General features: G+C 68.3%; 18 protein-coding genes. 8 read left to right on the plus strand and 10 right to left on the minus strand.

What is annotated here, in order from left to right; genetic code table 11:
- Nucleotides 1-587: 587 nt before the first annotated feature.
- The 9 genes from GTO19_RS16335 to GTO19_RS16375 form a co-directional block, all read right to left on the minus strand.
- On the minus strand, nt 588-1,154 hold the full coding sequence (locus GTO19_RS16335) for a helix-turn-helix transcriptional regulator (protein ID WP_291023068.1): 567 nt from the start codon (nt 1,152-1,154) through the stop codon (nt 588-590).
- Nucleotides 1,144-1,533, minus strand: a complete 390-nt coding sequence (locus tag GTO19_RS16340) for a hypothetical protein (RefSeq protein ID WP_181936378.1) — start codon at nt 1,531-1,533, stop codon at nt 1,144-1,146. The genes GTO19_RS16335 and GTO19_RS16340 overlap by 11 nt, the downstream gene beginning before the upstream one ends.
- A gap of 423 nt (nt 1,534-1,956) precedes the next feature.
- Entirely contained in the window at nt 1,957-3,633 is a 1,677-nt protein-coding gene (locus GTO19_RS16345; RefSeq protein WP_291023071.1) for an acyl-CoA dehydrogenase family protein, read from the minus strand.
- A 13-nt stretch (nt 3,634-3,646) separates the two neighbouring features.
- A complete protein-coding gene (locus GTO19_RS16350) occupies nt 3,647-4,372 on the minus strand; it encodes an ABC transporter ATP-binding protein (protein WP_291023074.1) in 726 nt (241 codons plus the stop codon).
- Between the two features lies 1 nt (nt 4,373).
- On the minus strand, nt 4,374-6,155 hold the full coding sequence (locus GTO19_RS16355) for an ATP-binding cassette domain-containing protein (RefSeq protein WP_291023077.1): 1,782 nt from the start codon (nt 6,153-6,155) through the stop codon (nt 4,374-4,376).
- Between the two features lies 1 nt (nt 6,156).
- On the minus strand, nt 6,157-7,194 hold the full coding sequence (locus GTO19_RS16360) for a branched-chain amino acid ABC transporter permease (protein ID WP_291023079.1): 1,038 nt from the start codon (nt 7,192-7,194) through the stop codon (nt 6,157-6,159).
- Nucleotides 7,195-7,233: 39 nt separating this feature from the next.
- The gene (locus GTO19_RS16365; protein ID WP_291023081.1) at nt 7,234-8,373 is read right to left on the minus strand and encodes an ABC transporter substrate-binding protein; all 1,140 of its coding nucleotides are present in this window, start codon (nt 8,371-8,373) and stop codon (nt 7,234-7,236) included.
- Between the two features lie 61 nt (nt 8,374-8,434).
- Nucleotides 8,435-9,679 (minus strand): thiolase family protein, encoded by a 1,245-nt coding sequence (locus GTO19_RS16370; RefSeq protein WP_291023082.1) that lies wholly within the window; start codon nt 9,677-9,679, stop codon nt 8,435-8,437.
- Entirely contained in the window at nt 9,676-11,493 is a 1,818-nt protein-coding gene (locus tag GTO19_RS16375) for a feruloyl-CoA synthase (protein ID WP_291023083.1), read from the minus strand. The genes GTO19_RS16370 and GTO19_RS16375 overlap by 4 nt, the downstream gene beginning before the upstream one ends.
- A gap of 133 nt (nt 11,494-11,626) precedes the next feature.
- On the opposite strand from GTO19_RS16375, the gene GTO19_RS16380 reads away from it, so the two are divergent.
- From GTO19_RS16380 to GTO19_RS16390, 3 genes are all read left to right on the plus strand, one after another.
- Nucleotides 11,627-12,265 (plus strand): TetR/AcrR family transcriptional regulator, encoded by a 639-nt coding sequence (locus GTO19_RS16380; RefSeq protein ID WP_291023084.1) that lies wholly within the window; start codon nt 11,627-11,629, stop codon nt 12,263-12,265.
- Between the two features lie 182 nt (nt 12,266-12,447).
- The gene (locus tag GTO19_RS16385) at nt 12,448-12,810 is read left to right on the plus strand and encodes a CesT family type III secretion system chaperone (RefSeq protein ID WP_291023085.1); all 363 of its coding nucleotides are present in this window, start codon (nt 12,448-12,450) and stop codon (nt 12,808-12,810) included.
- A 45-nt stretch (nt 12,811-12,855) separates the two neighbouring features.
- The gene (locus GTO19_RS16390) at nt 12,856-14,136 is read left to right on the plus strand and encodes a hypothetical protein (protein ID WP_291023087.1); all 1,281 of its coding nucleotides are present in this window, start codon (nt 12,856-12,858) and stop codon (nt 14,134-14,136) included.
- Between the two features lie 14 nt (nt 14,137-14,150).
- Here the strand turns inward: GTO19_RS16390 and GTO19_RS16395 are convergent, their stop codons facing one another.
- Complete coding sequence (locus GTO19_RS16395) at nt 14,151-15,068, minus strand: LysR family transcriptional regulator (RefSeq protein ID WP_291023089.1); 918 nt, start codon at nt 15,066-15,068, stop codon at nt 14,151-14,153.
- A 153-nt stretch (nt 15,069-15,221) separates the two neighbouring features.
- Here GTO19_RS16395 and GTO19_RS16400 point away from each other — a divergent pair, with 153 nt between their 5' ends.
- The 5 genes from GTO19_RS16400 (at nt 15,222) to GTO19_RS16420 (ending at nt 21,825) form a co-directional block, all read left to right on the plus strand.
- Entirely contained in the window at nt 15,222-17,369 is a 2,148-nt protein-coding gene (locus tag GTO19_RS16400) for an indolepyruvate ferredoxin oxidoreductase subunit alpha (RefSeq protein WP_291023091.1), read from the plus strand.
- Between the two features lie 4 nt (nt 17,370-17,373).
- Nucleotides 17,374-18,933, plus strand: a complete 1,560-nt coding sequence (locus GTO19_RS16405; protein WP_291023093.1) for an indolepyruvate oxidoreductase subunit beta family protein — start codon at nt 17,374-17,376, stop codon at nt 18,931-18,933.
- A gap of 63 nt (nt 18,934-18,996) precedes the next feature.
- Complete coding sequence (locus tag GTO19_RS16410; protein WP_291023095.1) at nt 18,997-20,028, plus strand: TRAP transporter substrate-binding protein; 1,032 nt, start codon at nt 18,997-18,999, stop codon at nt 20,026-20,028.
- The gene (locus GTO19_RS16415) at nt 20,028-20,534 is read left to right on the plus strand and encodes a TRAP transporter small permease (protein ID WP_291023097.1); all 507 of its coding nucleotides are present in this window, start codon (nt 20,028-20,030) and stop codon (nt 20,532-20,534) included. The genes GTO19_RS16410 and GTO19_RS16415 overlap by 1 nt, the downstream gene beginning before the upstream one ends.
- The gene (locus tag GTO19_RS16420; RefSeq protein WP_291023099.1) at nt 20,524-21,825 is read left to right on the plus strand and encodes a TRAP transporter large permease; all 1,302 of its coding nucleotides are present in this window, start codon (nt 20,524-20,526) and stop codon (nt 21,823-21,825) included. Before GTO19_RS16415 ends, GTO19_RS16420 begins: the two co-directional genes overlap by 11 nt.
- The last annotated feature ends 56 nt before the right edge of the window (nt 21,826-21,881 follow it).

Here is a 21,881-nt window from a genome sequence, read left to right on the forward strand (position 1 = left end):
CGTGGTAACTCCAGTCTCCCAGACCCTTCCGGGTGAACAACCTATTGAGACATCACATCTAGCTGAGTGACTCGGCTAGACGGACTACCAGTCCGTGCGGGCCGCTTTGCCACCGGCGAGGGAAGCGCAAGCGGTAGCTTCAATGACGTTCTCAGAATGACGTTATGGTTGGGTGTCCGTGTCCGATGCCATGCCTTGCGTCTGATCGAGTTGTTGCAGGATGGTGTCTACTCGCTGTGTCCACTCAGCTCGACTGGAGTTCACCAGTCCTTTCGCGTTCGTCATATGACGCAGGATCGTCATGGCGGCCTCGACTAACGCTGGCGTCGGGATCACCAACTCGCATGCCACTTGGTGCACTTCTGTGGGCGGAGTCGTATTCGCATCGAGTTCGACTGCCTTGTGGAACACCACTCGCGACATGGGAAAACCAACTGCGAGCTGAGAGATGCCCTCTGCAAAGATCGCGGGGGTGGAGGCGGTCCGCACTATCTTCACTGGTCTTTGGGGATTGCTCGGCGCGGCTGCCTGTGTTGTCTCACCTATCTTTGTCTTCGTACTCATAAGTCTTTCTCGATGTGAGCAACTCACTCAGGCGTCTTGGTGCGTGTGATGAAGCCGCTGTTGTCTACGAACTCGTTGTCGAGTGAGATTCCAGCAAAGGGGCGGCTTCCCTCGCTAAGCGTGGCGTTGAAGTGCAGTGTCGCCGCTGGACGGAGTATCGATTCCCAATGCGAGGAAGTCACTTCCAATGTCTCGGGGAGGGGGTGCGCAGATGCAAACTCGACCACTAGATGCGAAGGGAGGTTCTCGCTGAAAAACGAAACACTCGAAGACTCCTCGTCGAAGCGGGGAACCAAGCGGTGCTCAGCGGATGGCCTGTACGTCTTCTGCAGCATGGTCACAAGCGACTCGAAGCAGACGCTAAGGCCAGTGTCAAAAGCATGACTGAGATCGAACAGGGTGTTGAGCGACAGGCGCCCATAGCTAGGATCTTCAAGTCTCGAGACAACTGCTTGCGACGTGTTCAGTTGATCGGCCAGTTCTTTTTGGGACCAACCTCGTTGCACACGTAGTGCTCTGATCTGGTGAGCCACTGCGGTCGTGACCTCCGCTCGGACATAGGCATCGCGTGCGGCGCGACTAGTCTTCATTCGAAGGAAAGTCTTCTCCAAGGACTTGGAGAGATACTGTTGATGCGCTTCCGTCTTTAACTTGCGCAATCCTTTTGTGCGCAGACTTGAACGCACCTGCGGGAGAGTAGACCCGCCCTTTGTGATAGCAGATAAGGACGATGACGAAGCTCTCTCCACCTTCCGCAAAGTAGCCAAGGGCGCGGGTTGCGCGGTTGTTCGCCTTGTAGCGGATTTCATATATCGGATCCTCGTTCACAAGCTTCTTGGCTTGTGGAGACTGCCATTGCTCTCGTTCGGTTACTGCCAGATGAGCTACAGCCCTCGAAAACGCCTCGCGAGCGTAGTCGTCGTAGCTGTTGACCTCAGCCTGGACATCGTTGCGGCCACTGGGGGACACGTACACATCGAACCGCCAAAGCAGCATATCAAATTTGCGATGACCAGATTGTAGGAGTGGATACGTGGCGTCAGCTATGAGCCATGTGGTCTACGAAGCGTGTGCGCTGATGCTCGTTGCCGTGCATCAACTCTATGAAGGCCCATTGCGTCGCCAAATATATCTGTCAGCCATCTCCGATCTGCGTTTTTTGCATTATGGAATGCGGGTAGCGCAACGAGTAGCGGATAAAATTGTCCGGAAAATTCATTCTCTGACAACAACTTAGCTGGGATGTGTTGGATTGCAAATCCGTCTAGGGCGGTTCGACTCCGCCACGCGCCTCCACACGAACGATGAAAAAGCACCTGTGCAGGGTCCTGCAAGGTGCTTTTTCTTTGGTCGGCTCGCGCTTGTCGCGCGCAGGCGGACGGGGCTGGCGGCTCAGGCCGCTGCTGATGCCGCCAGGGCGCGCTGCCAATGCAGGCGGCCTTGCGGCAGCGCATCGCGCGTGAACGCGGCAGTGAGCGAGGCCTGGCGCGCAGCGGCCTCGTCGGGGAGGGCATGCGCCGCGGCGGCCATGCGAGCCACGGCCCAGGCCAGCAGCGTGTGGGCCATGGCGTGCAACAGATCGTCGGCGCTTTCCAGCAGCCGCGTGCCGTCTTGCGCTGCCCCCTCCAGCCAACGGCGCAGGTGCGCCTGCGAGTCGTCGATGAAATCGCGCAGCGGCCCGGTCTGGTGCAGTTCGCTGCGCAGCGCGTCGAGCAGTTCGAACGCGGTCGCGCCGCCATCGGCCAGCAGCTTGCGTTGCGCGAGGTCGATCGCCTGAATCTCGTTCGTGCCCTCGTAGATCATCGCAATGCGCGCGTCGCGAACGGTCTGCTCGATGCCATAGTCGTGCACGTAGCCGTAGCCGCCCCACACGCCCAGCGCGGCGGCCGGGCCATGGAAGCCCTGGTGCGTGCAGAAGGCCTTCACGATGGGGGTAAGCAGTGCAGCGAAGCGCTTTTCGCGCTCGCGCACGGCCGTGTCGCCGTGGTGCTCCGCGAGGTCGAGCGCGAGCGCGGCGCGGTAGGCCAGCACGCGCTGGGCCCGGGTCATGGTGTCGAGGCGGTCGAGCAACTGGCGCACGGCCGGGTGTCCGGCGATGGGGCGTCCCATCTGCACGCGCTCTGCGGCGTAGCGACGCGCGTTCTGCGTGGCCATCTCCTGGTGTCCCAGGCCCTGCAGGCCCACGTGCAGGCGCGCGGAATTCATCATCAGGAACATCGCCGCCAGGCCGCGGTGTGGCTCGCCGATGAGCCAGCCCGTGGCACCTTCGTAGCGCATCGCGCAGGTGGCGCTGGCCTTGATGCCCAGCTTCTTCTCGACGCCATCGCAGAAGAGCGCGTTGCGCGAGCCATCGGGCAATCGCTTGGGCACCAGAGCGAGCGACAGACCCTTGGTCCCTTTGGGCGCGTCGGGCAGGCGGCACAGCACCAGGTGAACGATGTTGTCCGTGAGGTCGTGCTCGCCGCCGCTGATGAAGATCTTGTTGCCGCTGATGCGCAGGCTGCCGTCGGCCTGTGGCTCGGCGCGGGTGCGCAACTGGCCGAGGTCGCTGCCGGCCTGCGGTTCGGTGAGCGCCATGGCCGCGAGCCATTCGCCGCTCACGATCTTCGGCAGGTAGCGCGCCTTCAGTTCCTCGCTCGCGTGCGCCTTGATGGTCTCGTAGGCGCCGTGCAGCAGGTCCGGGTACATGTTCCAGCCGTGGTTGCAGGCGTCGAGCATCTCGCGCAGCGCGGCGTCCAGCAGCAGCGGCAGGCCCTGGCCGCCCCAGTCGGGTGTGCAGGGCAGGGCGGGCCAACCACCGGCGACGAAGGCCTGGTAGGCCGCGGGAAAGCCGGTGGGTGTGCGTACGCGGCCATCGGCCTCGCGCACGCAGCCTTCCAGGTCGCCCGTGCTGTTGAGCGGTTGCAGCACCTCGCTGGCGAAGCGCGCGGCCTCCTGCAGCACGGCGTCCGCGGTGTCGAGGTCGAGATCGGCGAAGGCCTCGCAGGCCTTCCAGTGCGTCGGCGCGTCGAGCACGTGCCCGAGCACGAAGCGCATGTGGTCAAGAGGGGCTTCGTAGGTCCAGCTCATTCGGGAACGCTCATCACTTCTTCGCGCCGAGGTAGGTGTCGATCACACGCGAGTCACCGGCCAGTTGCGCGGCCGGGCCCGAGAGCACCACGTCGCCGGTCTCCAGCACGTGGCCTTCGTCGGCCACGTTCAGCGCGGCGCGCGCGTTCTGCTCCACCAGCAGGATGCTCACGCCGCGTTCGCGCAGGGTCTCGATGATGCGAAAGATGTCGCGCACGATCAGCGGGGCCAGGCCCAGGCTGGGCTCGTCGAGCATGAGCAGCTTGGGCTGGCCCATCAGCGCGCGGCCGATGGCCAGCATCTGGCGCTCGCCGCCCGACAGCGTGCCCGCCGCCTGCGCGCGGCGCTCCTTCATGCGGGGGAACAGCTCGTAGACCTGCTCCAGCCCGTCGCGCCAGCGAGGCAGGCGCTGCTTCATGGGCCGCCAGCCACCGAGCACGAGGTTGTCTTCCACGCTCATGGTGCCGAACAGTTCCCGGCGCTCGGGCACGAGCGCCAGGCCGGCCATCACGCGCTCTTCCAGCGTGAGGCGCGAGATGTCCTGGCCAGCGAAGCGCAGCTCGCCGCGCAGCGGCAGCAGGCCCATGAGGGCGCCCAGCAGCGTGGACTTGCCCGCGCCGTTGGGGCCGATCACCGTGACCACCTGGCCCGCTTGCACCGGCAGGTGGATGCCGTGCAGCACCTCGGCCTTGCCGTAGCCGGCGTGCAGGTCTTTCACGTCAAGCAGAAGTTCGGCCATTTCAGTGCTCCGTACCGAGGTAGGCGGCGCGCACTTGTTCGCTGGACTGGATCTCCGCGGGCGTGCCTTCCAGCAGGGGTGTGCCGAACTCCATCACCAGAATGCGGTCGGTCAGGTTCATCACGAAGTCCATGTCGTGTTCCACCAGCAGCAGGCTCAGTCCCTCGGCCTTGAGCTGGCGCAGCACCTCGGCCAGGGCCTGTTTCTCGCGGTGGCGCAGGCCGGCGGCGGGTTCGTCCAGCAGCAGCAGGGCCGGGTCGCTGGCCAGGGCGCGCGCGATTTCAACGAGGCGTTGGGGGCCGAGCGCGAGGTTGCCCGCGAGTTCGTGCAGGTGCTCGCCCAGGCCCACGCGGCGCAGTTGGCGCTCGGCCTCGGCCAGGGCGCGGGCTTCCTCGGCACGGTCGGTGCGCAGCATGGCGGCCAGCGTGCCGCTGCGCGTGCGCAGGTAAGTGCCCAGGGCCACGTTCTCCAGCACGGTCATGTCCGGCACCAGCTTGACGTGCTGGAAGGTGCGCGAGAGGCCGCGCCGCGCGATCTCGCGCGCGCCCTTGCCGTCCACGCGCTCGCCGCGCAGCCAGACCTCGCCGCTGGAGAGCGGCAGCACGCCCGAGACCAGGTTGAAGGTGGTGGACTTGCCCGCGCCGTTGGGGCCGATGAGGCCGAAGATCTCGCCAGCGCGCAGCGTGAAGCTGACGTTGTTGACAGCCACCAGGCCACCGAAGGTGCGGCGCGCTTCCTTCACCTCCAGCAGCACGGTGCCGGCGGCGGGCTTGTCGCGCGCGGGCAGGGCCTCGGTGGCGTCGGCCTTGATGGGGCGGGGGCGCCGCGCGGGCAACAGGCGTTCCACGGATGGCCACAGCCCGTCGGGCGCGAACTTGAGCACCAGCACCAGCACCACACCGAAGACGATGATCTCGTAGCTGCCCGAGGTGCCCAGCAGCGCGGGCAGCCAGGTCTGCAGCTGGTCCTCGGCCAGCTTCACCAGGGCCGCGCCGGTGAAGGCGCCCCACACATGGCCCGCGCCGCCGAGCACCGCCATGAACAGGTATTCGATGCCGAACTTGATGCCGAAGGGCGAGGGGTTGACGCTGCGCTGCATGTGCGCGAACAGCCAGCCCGAGATCGAGGCCAGGATGGCCGCGATCACGAACATCAGCAGCTTGTGGCGGAAGGTGGACGCGCCCATGGCCTCGGGCATGGTCTTGCCGCCGCCGCGGTGCACGTCGAGCGCGCGCATGACGCGCCCCGGCCTCGAGTCGAGCAGACGGGCAATGGCAATGGCCGAGGCGATGGCTACCAGCCAGATCAGCAGGTAGATGCGGCGCTCCTCCTGCAGGCTGATGCCGAAGAAGTCGATCGCGGGCACGCCCAGCAAACCGTCGTACTTGCCCAGGGCGTCGAGGTTGCCCATGGTGTAGAACAGCGCGAGGCTCCAGGCGATGGTGGCCAGCGGCAGGTAGTGGCCCGACATGCGCAGCGTGACCCAGCCCAGCACCAGGGCCACCGCCACCGTGATGCCCAGGCCCGCGAGCAAGCCCAGCCAGGGCGACAGGCCCAGCTTCACGCTGAGGTAGGCGCTGGCGTAGGCGCCCAGGCCGGCAAAGGCCGCCTGGCCAAAGGAGGTGAGCCCCCCGATGCCGGTGAGCAGCACCAGGCCCAGGGCGACCAGGCCGAAGAGGCCCACGTAGTTGAGCTTGGTGATCCAGTAGTCGGGCACCGGCAGGAAGGGCACGGCGAGCATGACCACGGTGAAGGCCAGCAGGCCATGGCGACGGATATCCATGTCAATGCTCCTCGTCATGCGGGTCGACGAAGGAGCGCCACAGCAGCACCGGCAGGATGGCGGTGAACACGATCACTTCCTTGAACGCGCTGGCCCAGAACGAGCCGAAGGCTTCGATCAGGCCCACGCCGAGCGCGCCCACGAGGGCGAGCGGAAAACTGGTGAGGCCGGCGAACACCGCGGCCACGAAGCCCTTGAGGCCGATGAGGAAGCCGCTGTCGAAGAACACGGTGGTGGTGGGCCCGATGAGCAGGCCCGAGAGCGCGCCGATGAAGGCCGCGAGGGTGAAGCTCAGCGAGCCTGCGGCGTCGGTGGAGATGCCCATGAGCCGCGCGCCGGTCTGGTTGACCGAGGTGGCGCGCAGCGCCTTGCCGGTGAGCGTGCGGTCGAACAGCACGAAGAGCGCGACGATGAGCGCGACCGATGCAGCGACGATGATGATCGCTTGCCCACTCAGCGTGACCGGCCCGAGGCTCAGGCGCTCGTCCCAGAACAGCGGGTTGCGAAAGCCCTCGGCACCGAAAAAGACCAGGCCCAGGCCGGTGAGCGCGAAGTGCACGCCGACCGAGACGATGAGCAGCACCAGCACGCTGGCGCTGGCGAGTGAGCGGTAGGCCAGGCGGTAGACCAGCGGCCCCATGGGCGTGACCAGGGCCAGCGTGAGCAGGGCCTGAACGATCAGGGGCGGCTGCTGGGGCACCAGCCAGGCGGTGAGGCCGCTGGCCACCACGGGCAGCGCGGCCGTGCGCACGGCCAGGCGCGCCCAGCGCGCCAGCGGCCAGGCCTCGCGCCAGGCGCGCACGGCGTCCAGCACGAGCACCAGCGCCACCATCAGCAGCAGCAGCCAGACCGTGCCCGGCAGGGCGCCGGTCTGGAACAGCGCCATGGTCAGCGCCGCGAAGGCGACGAACTCGCCCTGCGGGATGAAGACGATGCGGGTGACCGCAAACACCAGCACGAGGGCGATCGCCACCAGTGCGTAGATCGCACCGTTGATGACGCCGTCGACGCCGAGGATGGCGGCAATGCTCAGGTCCATGGGTTGCGGTCTCCCGTCGCGTTCATCGTTTCAGGCCGATCAGTTTTCGAGCTTCCAGTCGCCGTTGACGACTTTCATCACTACACCCGAACCGGCCTTGAAGCCCCAGTGGTCGGTGGCGGTGAAGTCCAGGACACCGTGCGTGACGGGCATGGCGCCCTCGGCTTCGATCGCGTCCTTGAGGGCGGCGCGGAACTCGGGCGTGCCGGGCTTGGCCTTCTTGAGCGCAACGGGCACCACCTTGTCGAGCAGCAGGTAGGCGTCGTAGGAGTGCGCGGCGAACTGGTTGCGCAGGCCGGCGCCGTGGATCTTTTCGTAGTCGGCGTTGAACTTCACCCCCAGGGCCTTACTGGGGTGGCTGTCGGGCAACTGCTCGGCCACCACCACCGGGCCGGTGGTGACGAAGGTGCCTTCGACCGCCTTGCCACCCACGCGCATGAGGTCGCGCGTGGCGGCGGCGTGCGTTTGATAGAACTTGCCTTTGTAGCCACGCTCGACCAGGCCGAGTTGCGGCATGGCGGCGCCGCTGCCCGAGGCCACGACCACCATGGCGTCCGGGTTGAGCGAGGCGAGCTTGAGGGCCTGAGCGGTGACGCTGGTGTCGGAACGTGCGAAGCGCTCGGCGCCCACCATCTTGATGCCGGCTTTTTCCAGCAGCGGGTTCAGGGCCTGCAGCCACTGTTCGCCATAGGCGTCGGTGTAGCCGAGGAAGCCGACGCTCTTCACGCCCTGCTTTTTCATGTGCTCGACCATGGCCTCGGCCATCACGCCGTTGCTTTGCGGCATGCGAAAGCTCCAGGCGTCCTTGCCGGGCGGCAGGCCGATGGGCGAGAGCGCGAGTTGCACGGTGTTCGATTCGATCGCCACCTCGGCCATGGGGATGGCCACGGGCGTCGCGACCGAGCCCACGATCACGTCGACCTTGTCCTGGTTGACGAAGCGGCGCGCGTTCTGAACGCCCTTGGTGGGGTCGGTGGCGTCGTCGAGAATGATCACGTTGACTTTCTCGCCGCCGATGGTGGCGGGCCACATCTTCACGCCGTTGGCCACTGGAATGCCCAGGCCCGAGGCCGGGCCCGTGAGCGACGCGCTCACGCCGATGGTGATGTCGGCCCAGGCGGCGCCGGCGAGCGTGGCCGCGACGGCGGTGGCCAGGGTGTGCTTCAGCAGTTTTTCCATGCGTTGTCTCCGTTGGTGTTGCGTGTGCTCGTGGCCCGCACGCGCGAGGGCTTGAAATCGATCAGGCCTGGGTGTTTTCGATCAGCAGGGCAATGCCTTGCCCACCGCCGACGCAGGCCGAAGCAATGCCCCAGCGCGCGCCGATGTCGCGCAACTGGCGTGCGCAGGTGATGGTGAGGCGCACGCCGGTGGCGCCCAGCGGGTGGCCCAGCGCGATGGCGCCGCCGTGCACGTTGAGCCGGTCTTCGTCGAGACCGAGCTCGCGCGCCACGGCCACGGTCTGCGCGCCCTGCGCCTCGTTGATCTCGAAGCGGGCGATGTCGCCCAGCGCCAGGCCCGCGCGCTCCAGCAGCAGGCGGATGGCCGGCGCGGGGCCGATGCCCATGATCTCCGGCGGCACGCCCACCACGGCGGCGGCGGCCAGGCGCGCCAGCGCGGGCTTGCCGAAGGCCTCGAGGCCCGCAGCATCGGTCACCACGGCGGCGGCGGCGGCGTCGGTCAGGGCCGAGCTGTTGCCGCCGGTCTGCACACCGTCCTTGAACACGGTGCGCAGCTTGGCCAGCACCTCGGGCGGGGTGGGGCGCGGGTGCGTGTCGCGGTCGGCCACGGTGGCCTTGCCCGCGAGGCGGATGCCGCGCGGGCGGTAGCCCTCGCGCTCGAACGTTTCGTTGCCTACCGGCACGATCTCGCCGTCGAACCAGCCCGCCGCTTGCGCGGCCACCGCGCGTTCGAAACTGCGCGAGGCGAAGGCGTCCACGTCCTCGCGCCTGATGCCGTAGCGCTGCGCGAGGTTCTCGGCCGTGCGGATCATGCTGATGTCGGCGGCCGGGTCGGTGAGGGCCTCCCACATGTAGTCCTTGAAGCCGATGGGCGCGCCCAGGCGAAAGCCGCCGCGGTGGTCGAAGGCCGCGATCGGGTTGCGCGTCATCGACTCGGTGCCCACCAGCAGCACGTTCTTCGCCACGCCCGCGCCGATCTGCTCGCCGGCCTGGCGGAACAGCTCGAAGCCGGTGCCGCAGATGCGCTGCGTCATGAGCGCGGGCACCTCCACCGGCACGCCCGCGTACAGGCCGATGTGCCGAGGCACGTAGAACTGGTCGAAGCCGCCGGGGGCCATGTTGCCCGCGAGCACGGAGTCGATGGAATCGGGCGACACGCCGGTGCGCTTGAGCACCTCGCGCGCGACCTTGATGCCCAGGTCGATGGGGTTGGCGTCGGCGAAGGCGCCCTGGTAGTCCACCATGGGCGTGCGCACGCCATCGAGGATGAAGACGTCGTTGAAAAGCTGGCTCTGTCCGCGGCTCATCGGGAAACTTTCGAAGGAGAGGTGGGGCGCACGACGCCGGGGGCATCGGCGTACAGCGCCGTCACGAGGTCGGCGCGGCGCTGCAGCACCGCGCGCTGGTTGAGGTAGCCCTTGTCGGTGATCTCGCCGGCGTCGGCGCTGGGCGGCTCGTCGAGCACGAGCGCGCGGGTGGGCGATTGGGAGGATCCGCCGCCCTCGGCGCGCAGTGCGGCGAGGCCATCGGCGAGATGCGCCTGCAGCGCCTCGCGCGGCAGCTTCATGGCGGCCGGCGTGGGAAACACCAGCACACCGATCTCGTCGCGGTCGTGGCCGGTGATGACCACGTCCTGCGCGTGCGGCGCAAAGGCCGAGACCACGCGCAGGCGCAGCGTGCCCACCGACACCCAGGTGCCGGTGGTGAGCTTGAAGTCCTCGGCCACGCGGCCGTTGAACACCACGCCCCGCTCGGGCCGCTCGGCATCGGCCAGGAAGCCGGCGTCGCCGATGCGGTAGTAGCCCTCTTCGTCGAAGGCCTGCGCGCTGAGCTCGGGCGCGTCGCGGTAGCCAGGGAAGATGTTCACGCCGTGGATGCGCAGCTCCAGCTTCTCGCCGTTGGGCACGAACTTGAGCGACACGCCCGGCAGCACGCCACCGATGACGCCCGCGCGCTCCATGCGCCAGTGCGCGCTGGTCACGGCCGGAGCGGTCTCGGTGGATCCCCAGGAAGTGGTGAGCCAGATCTCGCGGCCCAGCACGCGCTTGGCGAGTGCCTGCAGCCGTTCCCAACTGGCCTGAGGCAGCGCGGCCCCGGCGTAGAACACCACGCGCAGGCGCTCCAGCACGCGGCGCGCCAGCGCTTCGTCGGCTTCCAGCAAGGGCATGGCCATGTCGAAGCCGCGCGGCACGTTGAACCAGATCGTGGGCTGCACCTCGGCCAGGTTGGCCACGGTTTTCTCCACCAGGCCCGGCGCGGGCCGACCCTCGTCGATCACCAGCGTGCCGCCGTGGCACATCACCATGTGCAGGTTGTGGTTGCCACCGAAGGTGTGGCTCCAGGGCAGCCAGTCCACCAGCACGGGCTTCTCGCGTTCCAGGAAGCGCCAGGCCTGCGCGATCATGCGCTGGTTGGCGCACAGCATGCGGTGCGTGTTGATGACCACCTTGGGCGTGCCGGTGGAGCCGGAGGTCAGCAGGTATTTGGCGGTGGTGTCGGGCGTGATGGCCTCGAAGGCCGCGCGCACGGCCGGCGTCTCGGGCGTGTCCAGCAGGCGCTGGAAGGGAATGGCGCCGGGCACCGCGCCCGCGTTCTGGCTCAGCACCACGGGTGCGTCGATGCCGCTGCTGGCGATGGCCGGGCCATAGACCGCGCCGTCGGACGCATAGACCAGCGCCGGCCGCAGCGTGCGCAGGATGCCGTGCACCTTGTCGTGGTCCTTGGTGAGGCGGCAGTAGGCGCTGGAGACGGTGCAGCTCGCGCGGCCGATGTGCTGCGTGGCCAGCACCAGCAGCAGGTGGTCGATCGCGTTGTCGGACAGCACGACCACGGGCGCGTCGGGCGCCAGATTCATGTCCAGCAGGGCCTGCGCCACGCGGCCCACCTGCGCGCGCAGCTCGCCCCAGCTCAGGCGGCGCCAGCCGCCGGCGGTGCGCTCGGCCAGCGCAGGCGCGTCGGGCGTGTGCGCGGCCCAGTGCTCCAGCCATTCGCCGATGCAGCGCGCGTAGTCGCCCAGGGGTTCGGGCGATCGCAGGACGAAGCTGCCATCGGCACGGTGTTCCACCGTGGCAGCGGGTGGGGCCATCCACGCCGGGTCGTTCAGCCAGTCGAGTTGATTCATGTCTCCATACAGTTATGTATGTTTCATAACGAATCCTATCGAGGGTTTTCACCAGTGATGTACAGGGTTTTTCCCTAGTTCCATACATTTCTGTACGGACGTTTTCCGGGATGGGGTCGATAGAATTTCCGGCATGAGTTCGAGTGCTCCCACGCCCACCGGCTCCGCGCGCAAGCCCCGTGCGGCCAGCGAGGCCACGCGCGCCTCGCTCACGCCCGACACCTGGATCGAGGCGGCCACCGAGGTGCTGGTGGACCAGGGCATCGACCACGTGCGGGTGGACCTGCTGGCGCAGCGCCTGCGCGTGACGCGCGGTAGCTTCTACTGGCACTTCAAGGACCGCGAGGACCTGCTGCGCCGCGTGCTGCAGGCCTGGCGCGAGACGGCCACCGAGAACCTCACGGTGCGCCTGGAGTCCGCCACCGACGACCCGATGGCGCAGTTGCGCGGCGTGCTGTCGCTGCCGTTCCGGGGCCGCGCGGCGGCGCGTGCGGCGCGCATCGAGCTGGCCATCCGCGCCTGGGCGCGGCGCGACCAGATGGCGCGCTTCGCGGTCGACGAGGCGGACTCGAGCCGCATCGGCTACATCGCGCAGCTCTTCTCGGCGCTGGGCTTTCCGGTGGTGGAGGCGCGCTCGCGCGCCTTCCTGCTGTACAGCTACGTGGTGTCGGAATCGTTGATGCCCACGCTGAGCACGCAGACGCAGAAGGACGACCGGCGCAAGTTCGCGGAGCGCTTGTTCACGCAGCGGATCACGGCCCCTTCGGCTTGACATCAGGCTTTCGATAGGTGCGGCGGTGGCTCGGGCGGAACCCGAGCCGGCACGGGGCTACTCAGGCCCGTTCCTTCGGTCTCCGCCACGTGCCGCTTCCCCTTCAAACGCTACTGGACGCCCTTGCCCATTTGCTGGACGAGGCGGTTGAACCCACCGAGACGGGCCCTGACGGCGAGGTCATGGCCGAACTGTTCTTGCAGGACGAGCGCTTCCTGCTCGTGCACACCGACGCGCAGAGCGACGAGTTCATGGTCTATGCCGAGTTCGGTGAGGTGCCGCAGGACCAGGCGCTGGCGTGCCTGCAACGCATCCTCGAAATCAACCTGGCGCAGGCCGGGCAGGGCCGGGCCGGATTCGGCCTGGCCCCCGGTGGCCAACGGCTGGTGTATGCCATTGGCGCCAGCCTCGCCAAGACCACCCCATCCGCCCTTGTGCGGGCGCTGGTGCACATGGCGGAGCAGATCAAGGCCTGGCGCCGCGACCACTTTCTCGGTGAAGCCCAAGGGTTACCCCATGTCGGGGTTGGCCTCATTCGTGGCTGAGCCATTTCACCTTCATCAACCCGCATCCATTCCACAAGGGGAACCATGGGCATTCGACTGAGCGGCAACAGCACCACGGCGTACCGCAACGCCACCTCCATCGAGACGCAGGCCAGTCCGGGCCCGGTCATCGTGGCGGATGGCAGCGGTGGCGGCGTCCACCAGGTCCACGGCAACGGCGGTGCGCACAAGACGCAGCACGCCAATGCCACACACAGCAAGGGCGAGCACCCGCGCACGGATGCGCAGAAGCGCCGACGCGATCGCACGCCTGGCCTGGTGTATTCCCGGCGTGCCAATAAACCCGGCCCCCTCTACAGCGCGCGACCTCACGGTACGCACGGTGCGAGCAAGCCTGCGTCGACCCCGACATCGACACCTCCCATCGTCCCGCCGGGCACCCTGGTGGCCGACGCTTCCAACCGATCCCTCGACGCGTGGTGGAGCCCCGTCAACCTGAGCGATCTGGCACGCAATTGCTGGGCCTGGTATGGGGCTGGCGACCGTGAGCCCGCGCCTGCCGCGCAAGGCTCGCAGCAGGCAGGCACGGCCAACCCGGTGACCCGGATCGACGGCGTCTGCGCCATCGGCCAGGGGGATTGCGGGGTACCCGCGACCGTCACCACCATCGGCGGCTTGAATAATCTGGTGGCGAACACGCCAACGAACGCCCGCTGGAAGGTGAAGCTGAGCCCTTCACTGGCCAAGCGGGCCGACCGGACCCTGCGCGGCACCGTCGTGGTGGTGTCCGACCCCGCCCACCGCGACCCCGCCGTGAAGGCGGACCGACAGGCCTTGCGCGCCCCTCTGTTGGGCAGCAACAGCATTCTCATGCCCGAGAACGATGGTGAGTGTGTCCACGTCAGCGCTTGCGTGGCGCTCGACGTGAGCGAGGCCGAGGCCCGACTGCATGAGGCGGACGTACGGGCGATTCGGACCGCCAGCGAGTTCTTTGAACTGGTTGCCCGGTTCGACCCCTCGCTCAAACGCCAGTGGCGCGCCGATCTGGTCGCGGAAGACCTGATGGCGCTGGCCCTGGCGTCGCTCAAGGATCCGAAAGTGGTGGCGAAGCTGTCGAGTCAGGACGAAGGCGAGCTGGTCCAAGGGCTCCAGGTTGCCAGTGACGCCATCAAGGCGTTCCTCGACCTCATCAAAGCCACTTCGCTTCCACGAAGCCAGGACATGATGAGACGGATCAAGGAGGTGCGGGCCTTGCATCCCGAGGCAACGTTGGTCGTGGACACCGGCGCCGCTCACGCCGCAGACTTCGAGGCGGATCCGGATTTCAGCAAGACGGACTACGCCGTCCTCCATCGCGCGGATTGAAGGAGGCGCCCGGGCTAGCGCCGGAACAGCCGGTGCACCTGCTCGCGGATCCACACCTGCGCCGGGTCGTTCGCCGTGCTGCTGTGCCACACCAGCCGCACCTCGTAGTCGGGTGACACGTCGGGCGGCAGTTCCCACACGCGCATGTCGTGGCGCTGGCGCAGGTTGTCGGCGTACATCTGCGGCACGATGGTGAGCAGGTCGGTGCTGAGCGCCAGGTCGGGCAGGGCGCCGAAGTGGCGCGCGCGCAGCACGATGCGGTCCGACAGGTTCAGGCGCACCAGCATCTTCTCCACGCTGCCGTGGAAGGTGGCCGTGGGCGAGGCCACCACCAGCGAGGCGCGGGCCAGCTGGTCGGGCGTGAGCCGGCCGTTGGCACGGCCCGAAGGCGGGCGCCAGTTGCCGGAACTCATGGCCACATAGTGCTCGCGAAACAGCAGCTCGGCGCGGATGCCGCGGTGGCGCGGGTTCAGGATGCCAATGGCGAAATCGATCTCGCGCGCCTCGAGCGCGCCGGCCAGGTCTTCGGCGGCCACGGCCACGTTGGACAGGCGCGCGTGCGGCGCCTGCTCGCGCAGCGCGACGGCGAGCGGTGGCATGAACATCATCTCGCCCAGGTCGGACAGGGACGTCTTCCAGCGCACCTCGCTGCGCACGGGGTCGAAGGCCTCCTGCGCGTTCATGGTCGACTCCAGCCGCTGCAGCAGGTCCGTCACCTCGGGCGCGATGCGTTCGCACACGCGCGTGGGTTTCAGGCCACCCGGCGTGCGCACGAAGAGCTCGTCCTTCAGGTGCCCGCGCAAGCGCGCGAGCGCGCTGCTGGTGGCCGACTGCGACAGCGACAACGCCTTGCCCGCGGCCGTCACCGAGCCCGTGCGGTGGATGGCGGCGAGCACGCGCAACAGGTTCAGATCGAGCTGGCGGAAGTTCATGGCGCTGGCGGATAAGGGTTTCCACCATTATCCATGCCATGGATGGTTGACATCGACACATTCGGTTGGACAGATGGGTTTGCCAGACCTACATTCGCGCCCCAACGCCGGAACCCGACAGGGCCAGGCGACCCACGACACGGAGACAAGACAGTGGAGCGTTCCTTCCACCGCGAGATCGAGGCCCTCAAGCTGGGCCAGGGCGAGACCTTCCACGGCGAAGGCATCCTCGCCGTCACCAAGGCCCTGCTGCAGTCCGGCGTCACCTACGTCGGCGGCTACCAGGGCTCGCCCATCACCCACCTGCTCGACGTGATGGTGCAGGCGCGTGACTACATGGACGAGCTCGGCGTGCACGTCGAGGCCTGCACCAACGAAAGCTCGGCCGCTGCCATGCTGGCCGCGTCCATCATGTACCCCGTGCGCGGCGCGGTCACCTGGAAGTCGGTCGTCGGCACCAACGTGGCCTCCGATGCGCTGTCCAACCTGGCCTCGGCCGGTGTCATGGGCGGCGCGCTGATCGTGGTCGGCGAGGACTACGGCGAAGGCGCCAGCGTCATCCAGGAGCGCACCCACGCCTTCGCGATGAAGTCGGCGCTGTGGCTGATGGACCCGCGCCCGAACCTGCCCACCATCGTGCGCATGGTGGAAAAGAGCTTCGAGCTCTCCGAAGCCTCCAACACGCCGGTGATGATGGAGCTGCGCATCCGCGCCTGCCACGTGCGCGGCAGTTTCGACACCAAGGACAACGTCGCGCCGGCCATCTCCACGCGCCAGTTGCAGACCCAGGCGGCGAACTTCAGCTACGACCGTCTCTCGCACCCGCCCGCCACCTTCCGCCACGAGAAGCTCAAGTACGAGGTGCGTCTGCCCGCCGCGCGGCGCTACATCGTGGACGCGGGCCTCAACGAGCACCTGCCGGGCCGCCACGACGGGGTCGGCATCATCGTGCAGGGCGGCCTCACCAACACCGCCCTGCGCGCGCTGCAGTTGGCCGGCCTGGCCGATGGCGAAGGGCACACCGACGTGCCCATGCTCGTGCTCAATGTGGTCTACCCGCTGGTGCCCGAACAGATCGCCGACTTCTGCCGCGGCAAGCGCGCCGTGCTGGTGATGGAGGAGGGCCAGCCCGACTTCATCGAGCAGGAGATCAGCGCCCACCTGCGCCGCGCCAAGGTCGACACGCCCCTGCACGGCAAGGACCTGCTGCCCATGGGCGGCGAGTACACGGCCGAGGTGCTGCTCAAGGGCATCGAGGCCTTCATGGCCGAACACCTGGAAACGGTGGACGTGCAGCCCGCGCGCGCCCTGAGCACCGAGGTCGCGCAACTGCGCGCCCAGGCCAGCGAAGCCCTGGGCGGCGGCGTGCCGCAGCGCCCGCCCAATTTCTGCGTCGGCTGCCCCGAGCGCCCGGTGTTCGCCGCGCTCAAGCTGGTGGAGCGCGACACCGGCAAGCTGCACATCTCCACCGACATCGGCTGCCACTCCTTCGCCACCTTCGAGCCGTTCTCCTTCGGCAATTCCATCCTCGGCTACGGCATGAGCATGGCCTCCAGCGCGGCGGTGAAGAACTTCTCCGCGCAGCGGCCCGTGGCCATCATGGGCGACGGCGGTTTCTGGCACAACGGCCTGCTCTCGGGCGTCAGCTCGGCGCTGCTCAACCAGGGCGACGGCGTGCTGGTGATCATGAAGAACGGCTACACCTCGGCCACGGGCACGCAGGAGACCATCTCCACGCCCGAGCAGGAGGCCAAGCAGCTTGCCGAGGGCAACAGCGCCACGGCCACCGAGACCACCATCGAGGACACGCTCAAGGGCATGGGCGTGAAGTGGATCCGCACGGTGCACAACTACCGCGTCTCGCGCGTGCGCGACACGCTCAAGGAAGCGATCCGCTCGCCCTTCAAGGGCCTGAAGGTGGTGATTGCCGAGGGCGAATGCCAGCTCGAGCGCCAACGCCGCTTGAAGCCGATTCGCGCACGGCGAATGAAGGAAGGCCTGCGCAGCGTGCGCGTGCGCTATGGCGTCGACGAGGACACCTGCACAGGCGACCACTCCTGCATCCGGCTCTCGGGCTGTCCCACGCTCACGGTGAAGGCATCGTCGGACCCGCTGCGCCGCGAGCCGGTGGCGCACGTCACCAACGGCTGCGTGGGCTGCGGCCTGTGCGGCGAGGTGGCCGACGCCGCCGTGCTGTGCCCCTCGTTCCACCAGATCGAGATCATCTCCAACCCGAGCTGGTGGGACCGCGTCAACGCACGCCTCAACCGCTTCTTCATCGGCCTGCTCCAGCCGGCCTGATTCCATGAGTCAACCCAACGCACCCTTCACCATCCTCATCGCCGCGCTGGGCGGCGAGGGCGGCGGCGTACTGGCCGACTGGATCGTCGAATGCGCCCTGCGCCAGGGCCTGCCGGTGCAGGCCACCTCGGTGCCCGGCGTGGCGCAGCGCACCGGCGCCACCAGCTACTACATCGAGCTGCTGCGCCAGCCCGCCACCGGCGCGCAGCCCGTGTTCGCGCTTTCGCCCGTGCCGGGCAATGTCGACGCCCTCGTGGCCAGCGAACTGCTGGAGGCCGCGCGCATGGTCGAGCGCGGCTTCGTGAGCGCGCGCACCACGCTGGTGGCGTCCACGCACCGCGTCTACACCACGATGGAAAAGATGCACATGGCCGACGGCCGCCACGACCCGCAGCGCCTGGCCGGCGCGGCGCAGGCGCTGGCGGGCCGCGCGGTGCTGTTCGACATGGACGTGCTCACGCGCCGCCACGGCACCGTGGTGTCGGCCGTGATGTTCGGCGCCCTGGCCGGCGCCGGCGTGTTCCCCTGGCCGCGCGAGGTCTGCGAGGCGGTGATCAAGGACTCGGGGCGCGGCGTGCAGGCCAGCCTGGCCGGGTTCGGCGCGGCCTTCGACGCCGCGCAGGGTGGGGCGGTGGACGCCGAAGCCGCCGCCGCGCTCTCCGCCGCCGAGCTGCCCGAGGCCTTGCGCGCCGACTGGTCCGCGCGCCTGAAGGCCTGGCCCGAGGCCGTGCAGCGCCTGGCCGCGCACGGCGCCTTGCGTTGCCTGGACTACCAGAACCGCGCCTACGCGCAGAGCTTCCTGGAGCGTGTCGACGCGCTGGTGAGAGCCTGCCCCATCGAGGCCGAGGCCGCGCGGGACGAGGCCATCCGCCACCTCGCACTGTGGATGTGCTACGAGGACGTGATCCGCGTGGCCGACCTCAAGAGCCGCGCCTCGCGCTTCGAGCGCGTGCGCCGCGAGGCCGAGGCACGCACCGGCGAAATCGTGCGCATCACCGAGCACTTCAAGCCTGGCCCGGACGAAGTGGCCGCCGTGCTGCCGCGCGCCCTGGGCGAGGCCCTGCTGCGCCTGGCCGAGCGCCGCGGCTGGATGGGCAAGGCCCATGTCGGCCTTCACATCCGCACCAGCAGCCTGTGGGGCTTCCTGATGCTGCGCACCCTGGCCTGGCTGCGCCCACTGCGCCCGCGCTCGCTGCGCTTCGCGCACGAGGACGAGGCCCTGCGCGCCTGGCTCGCCGCCATGGCGCACCTGGCCCCGCGCACGCCGCGCCTGGCCGCCTCGGTGGCGGGCCTGCCGCAGGTCATCAAGGGCTATGGCGACACGCAGGTGCGTGGCCGCCAGAACTACGCCCGCCTGTGGGCCACGCACGTGAAGCCCGCGCTGGTGGGCGAGGTGGACGACGCGGCCAGCGCACTGGCGCTGGAGCAGGCCCTGCGCGCCACGCTGGCCGACCCCGAGGGCACGCTCAACAAGGCCCACGCGCGCACACCCGCCGCGCAACCGATGTTCTGGGCGCCGCGCCGTCCCGCCGGCGACGCCTCGACGGTTCCCCCCGCCGCATGATCGGCCCCGCCGATGGCATGCTCACGTTTCAATAGCAAGACATCCACAACCAGGAGACACACGATGAAGAACACCCGCACCACCGCCATCCGCCTCGCCGCGCTGGCGGCGCTCTCGCTCGGCGCCCTGGGCGCGCAGGCGCAGGACAAGCCCGCCGAACTCAAGTTCGCGCACTGGCTGCCCGCCACGCACCCGCTGGCCAAGCTCGGCTTCGAGCCCTGGGCCAAGTCGGTCGAAGCGGCCTCCAAGGGCTCCATCAAGGTCATGCTGTTCCCCGCGCAGCAGCTCGGCAAGGCGGCCGACCACTACGACATGGCGCGCGACGGCATCGCACAGATGACCTGGGTGAACCCCGGCTACCAGGCCGGCCGCTTCCCGCTCATCGCCGCCGGTGAACTGCCCTTCCTGCTCGGCAAGCCCGGCCCCGCCTCGGCCGCGCTCGACCAGTGGTACCGCAAGTACTCGGGCGCTGAAATGAAGGACGTGAAGTTCTGCTTCGCGCACGTGCACGTGGGCACCTTCCACTCCAGGAACCCCATCACCGAGCCCGGCCAGCTCAAGGGCATGAAGATCCGCTCGGCCAACGGCACCGTGGCGCAGACCATGAGCCTGCTGGGCGCCACCAACGTGCAGGTCTCCGCGCCCGAGGCGCGCGACGCCATCCAGAAAGGCCTGGCCGACGCCATCACCTTCCCCTGGGGCTCCATCCTGTCCTTCGGCATCGACAAGGCGGTGAAGTACCACACCGACATGCGCTTCTACGCCTCCGACTTCGTCTGGGTGATGAACAAGCCCTGGTACGACGGCCTGGCAGCCGGCCAGAAGAAGGTCATCGACGACCACTGCAACAACGAGTGGGCCGGCAAGGTCGGCGCCGCCTGGGGCGACGACGAGGACAGCGGCCGCGAAAAGCTGGAGAAGACCGCTGGCCACACGCTCGTCAAGCTCACGCCCGCGCAGATGGACAACTGGAAGAAGGCCGTGCAGCCCATCTACGCCGACTGGCTGAAGGCCGCCAGCGCCACGGGCGTCAACGGCCAGGCCGCGCTGGATGAGCTGCGCAAGGAGCTCAGCGCACGCGGGGGCGCCAACTGATGAAGCGGCTGCTGTCGGCGGTCGAGACGCTGGCCGCGCTCTCGCTGCTCGTGATCGCGCTGGTGACGGCGGGCAACGTGCTCGTGCGTTACGCGTTTGGCTGGCAGATTCCCGACTGGTTCGACGGCACGCAGATGCTGCTGGGCATCGCGATGTTCTGGGGCATTGCGCTGGCCACCTGGTACGGCAACCACATCGCGGTCGACCTGCTGTGGGAGGCCATGGGCCCGCGCGGCAAGCGCTGGATCGACGTGCTGGCCACCGCCGTGACCCTGGCCTTCCTGCTGCCCCTGGCCTGGATGGTGTGGGTGAAGGTGGGCGGCACGGGCAGTCAGGGCACCATGGACCTGCGCCTGCCGCTCAAGTGGTTCTACAGCGCGGCCGCCGTGGGCGCCACCGTGGCCGCGGTGCTGGCCCTGGTGCGCCTGGCGCTGCTGCCCTTCGGCCGCGAGGCGCACGCCGACCCGGTCGACGAGGTCACCGTGGAGGGCGTCCATGGATCGTGATCTTGTCGCCCTGCTGGGCTTCATCGGCATGTTCGGGCTGATGGCGCTGCGCGTGCCGATCGGCGTGGCCATGGGCATCGCGGGCGTGGCGGGCTTCGCCGCGCTCGGTGGTCTCACGCCGGGTCTGAACCTGCTGGCCAACGTGCCGCTGTCGGTGCTGACGGACTACAACCTGGTCGTCATCCCGATGTTCATCCTGATGGGCGCCTTCGCGTCCCATTCGGGCATGAGCGCCGAGCTGTTCGCGGCCGGCCGCGCCTGGCTGCACCACCGCCGCGGCGGGCTGGCGCTGGCCTCGGTGGCGGCCTGCGGCGGCTTCTCGGCCATCAACGGGTCGTCGGTGGCCACGGCCGCCACCATGACGCAGGTGGCCTTGCCCGAGATGCGCCGCGCCGGCTACGAGCCCGGCATCTCCGCCGGCCTGATCGCCGCGGGCGGCACGCTGGGCATCATGATCCCGCCCTCGGTGATCCTGGTGCTCTACGGGATCATGACCGAGGTGGACATCACCCAGCTGTTCGCGGCAGGGGTGGTGCCCGGCCTGATGGCGGTGGCCTTCTACTCGATCGTGGTGGCCATCATCGCGCGCATGAAGCCCGAGTGGATGCCCCAGGGCGAGCGCCACAGCTGGGCCGAGCGCCTGGCCACCCTCAAGCCCCTGTGGGCGGTCATCGTGCTCTTCGTGTTCGTGCTGGGCGGGATCTATGGCGGCCTGTTCACGGTGCAGGAAGCGGCCGGCGTGGGTGCCACCGGCACGCTGGCCATCGGCATGGCGCGCGGGCGCCTGCGCTGGCCGCAGATCAAGGAGTCGCTGATCAGCGCGCTGCGCGTGTCCTCGGCCATCATGACCATCGTGGTCGGCGCCTACCTGTTCGGCTACTTCCTCACCATCACCCAGTTCACCCAGAACGCGGTGGAATTCCTGGTGAACCTGCCGATCGGGCCCTACGGCGTGCTGGCGCTCATCATGCTGGGTTACCTGGTGCTGGGCGCGGTGATGGACGAACTGGCCATGCTGCTGCTGACCGTGCCCATCGTGTTCCCCGCCATGGTGCACCTGGGCTTCGACCCGGTGTGGTTCGGCGTGATCGTGGTGATGGCGGTGACCTTCGGCATGATCTGCCCGCCGGTGGGCATGAACGTGTTCGTCATCAATTCCATTGCGCGCGACCTGTCGCTGGGGCAGATCTACCGGGGCACCATGCCGTTCATCGCGGCCGACGTGGTCCGCCTGTTCGTCCTCTGCGCGTTTCCCTCGCTCTCGCTCTGGCTACCGGGCTTGCTGGCCTAGCCCGGATATTTCACCGTAGTAGAGCCACAAACGAGTACGGCATTGCCCTTGTGTGC

The sequence above is a fragment of the Hydrogenophaga sp. genome (genome assembly GCF_011772445.1).
Classification (GTDB): domain Bacteria; phylum Pseudomonadota; class Gammaproteobacteria; order Burkholderiales; family Burkholderiaceae_C; genus Hydrogenophaga.

Excerpts from the sequence above, each read along its gene's own strand:
- GTO19_RS16370 (WP_291023082.1), bottom strand. The coding sequence starts at position 9,679 with ATGAGCCGCGGACAGAGCCAGCTTTTCAACGACGTCTTCATCCTCGAT.
- GTO19_RS16345 (WP_291023071.1), bottom strand. The coding sequence starts at position 3,633 with ATGAGCTGGACCTACGAAGCCCCTCTTGACCACATGCGCTTCGTGCTC.
- GTO19_RS16350 (WP_291023074.1), bottom strand. The coding sequence starts at position 4,372 with ATGGCCGAACTTCTGCTTGACGTGAAAGACCTGCACGCCGGCTACGGC.
- GTO19_RS16405 (WP_291023093.1), top strand. The coding sequence starts at position 17,374 with ATGAGTCAACCCAACGCACCCTTCACCATCCTCATCGCCGCGCTGGGC.
- GTO19_RS16335 (WP_291023068.1), bottom strand. The coding sequence starts at position 1,154 with ATGAAGACTAGTCGCGCCGCACGCGATGCCTATGTCCGAGCGGAGGTC.
- GTO19_RS16415 (WP_291023097.1), top strand. The coding sequence starts at position 20,028 with ATGAAGCGGCTGCTGTCGGCGGTCGAGACGCTGGCCGCGCTCTCGCTG.
- GTO19_RS16375 (WP_291023083.1), bottom strand. The coding sequence starts at position 11,493 with ATGAATCAACTCGACTGGCTGAACGACCCGGCGTGGATGGCCCCACCC.
- GTO19_RS16360 (WP_291023079.1), bottom strand. The coding sequence starts at position 7,194 with ATGGACCTGAGCATTGCCGCCATCCTCGGCGTCGACGGCGTCATCAAC.
- GTO19_RS16385 (WP_291023085.1), top strand. The coding sequence starts at position 12,448 with ATGGCCGAACTGTTCTTGCAGGACGAGCGCTTCCTGCTCGTGCACACC.
- GTO19_RS16355 (WP_291023077.1), bottom strand. The coding sequence starts at position 6,155 with ATGGATATCCGTCGCCATGGCCTGCTGGCCTTCACCGTGGTCATGCTC.
- GTO19_RS16390 (WP_291023087.1), top strand. The coding sequence starts at position 12,856 with ATGGGCATTCGACTGAGCGGCAACAGCACCACGGCGTACCGCAACGCC.
- GTO19_RS16395 (WP_291023089.1), bottom strand. The coding sequence starts at position 15,068 with ATGAACTTCCGCCAGCTCGATCTGAACCTGTTGCGCGTGCTCGCCGCC.
- GTO19_RS16365 (WP_291023081.1), bottom strand. The coding sequence starts at position 8,373 with ATGGAAAAACTGCTGAAGCACACCCTGGCCACCGCCGTCGCGGCCACG.
- GTO19_RS16410 (WP_291023095.1), top strand. The coding sequence starts at position 18,997 with ATGAAGAACACCCGCACCACCGCCATCCGCCTCGCCGCGCTGGCGGCG.
- GTO19_RS16380 (WP_291023084.1), top strand. The coding sequence starts at position 11,627 with ATGAGTTCGAGTGCTCCCACGCCCACCGGCTCCGCGCGCAAGCCCCGT.
- GTO19_RS16420 (WP_291023099.1), top strand. The coding sequence starts at position 20,524 with ATGGATCGTGATCTTGTCGCCCTGCTGGGCTTCATCGGCATGTTCGGG.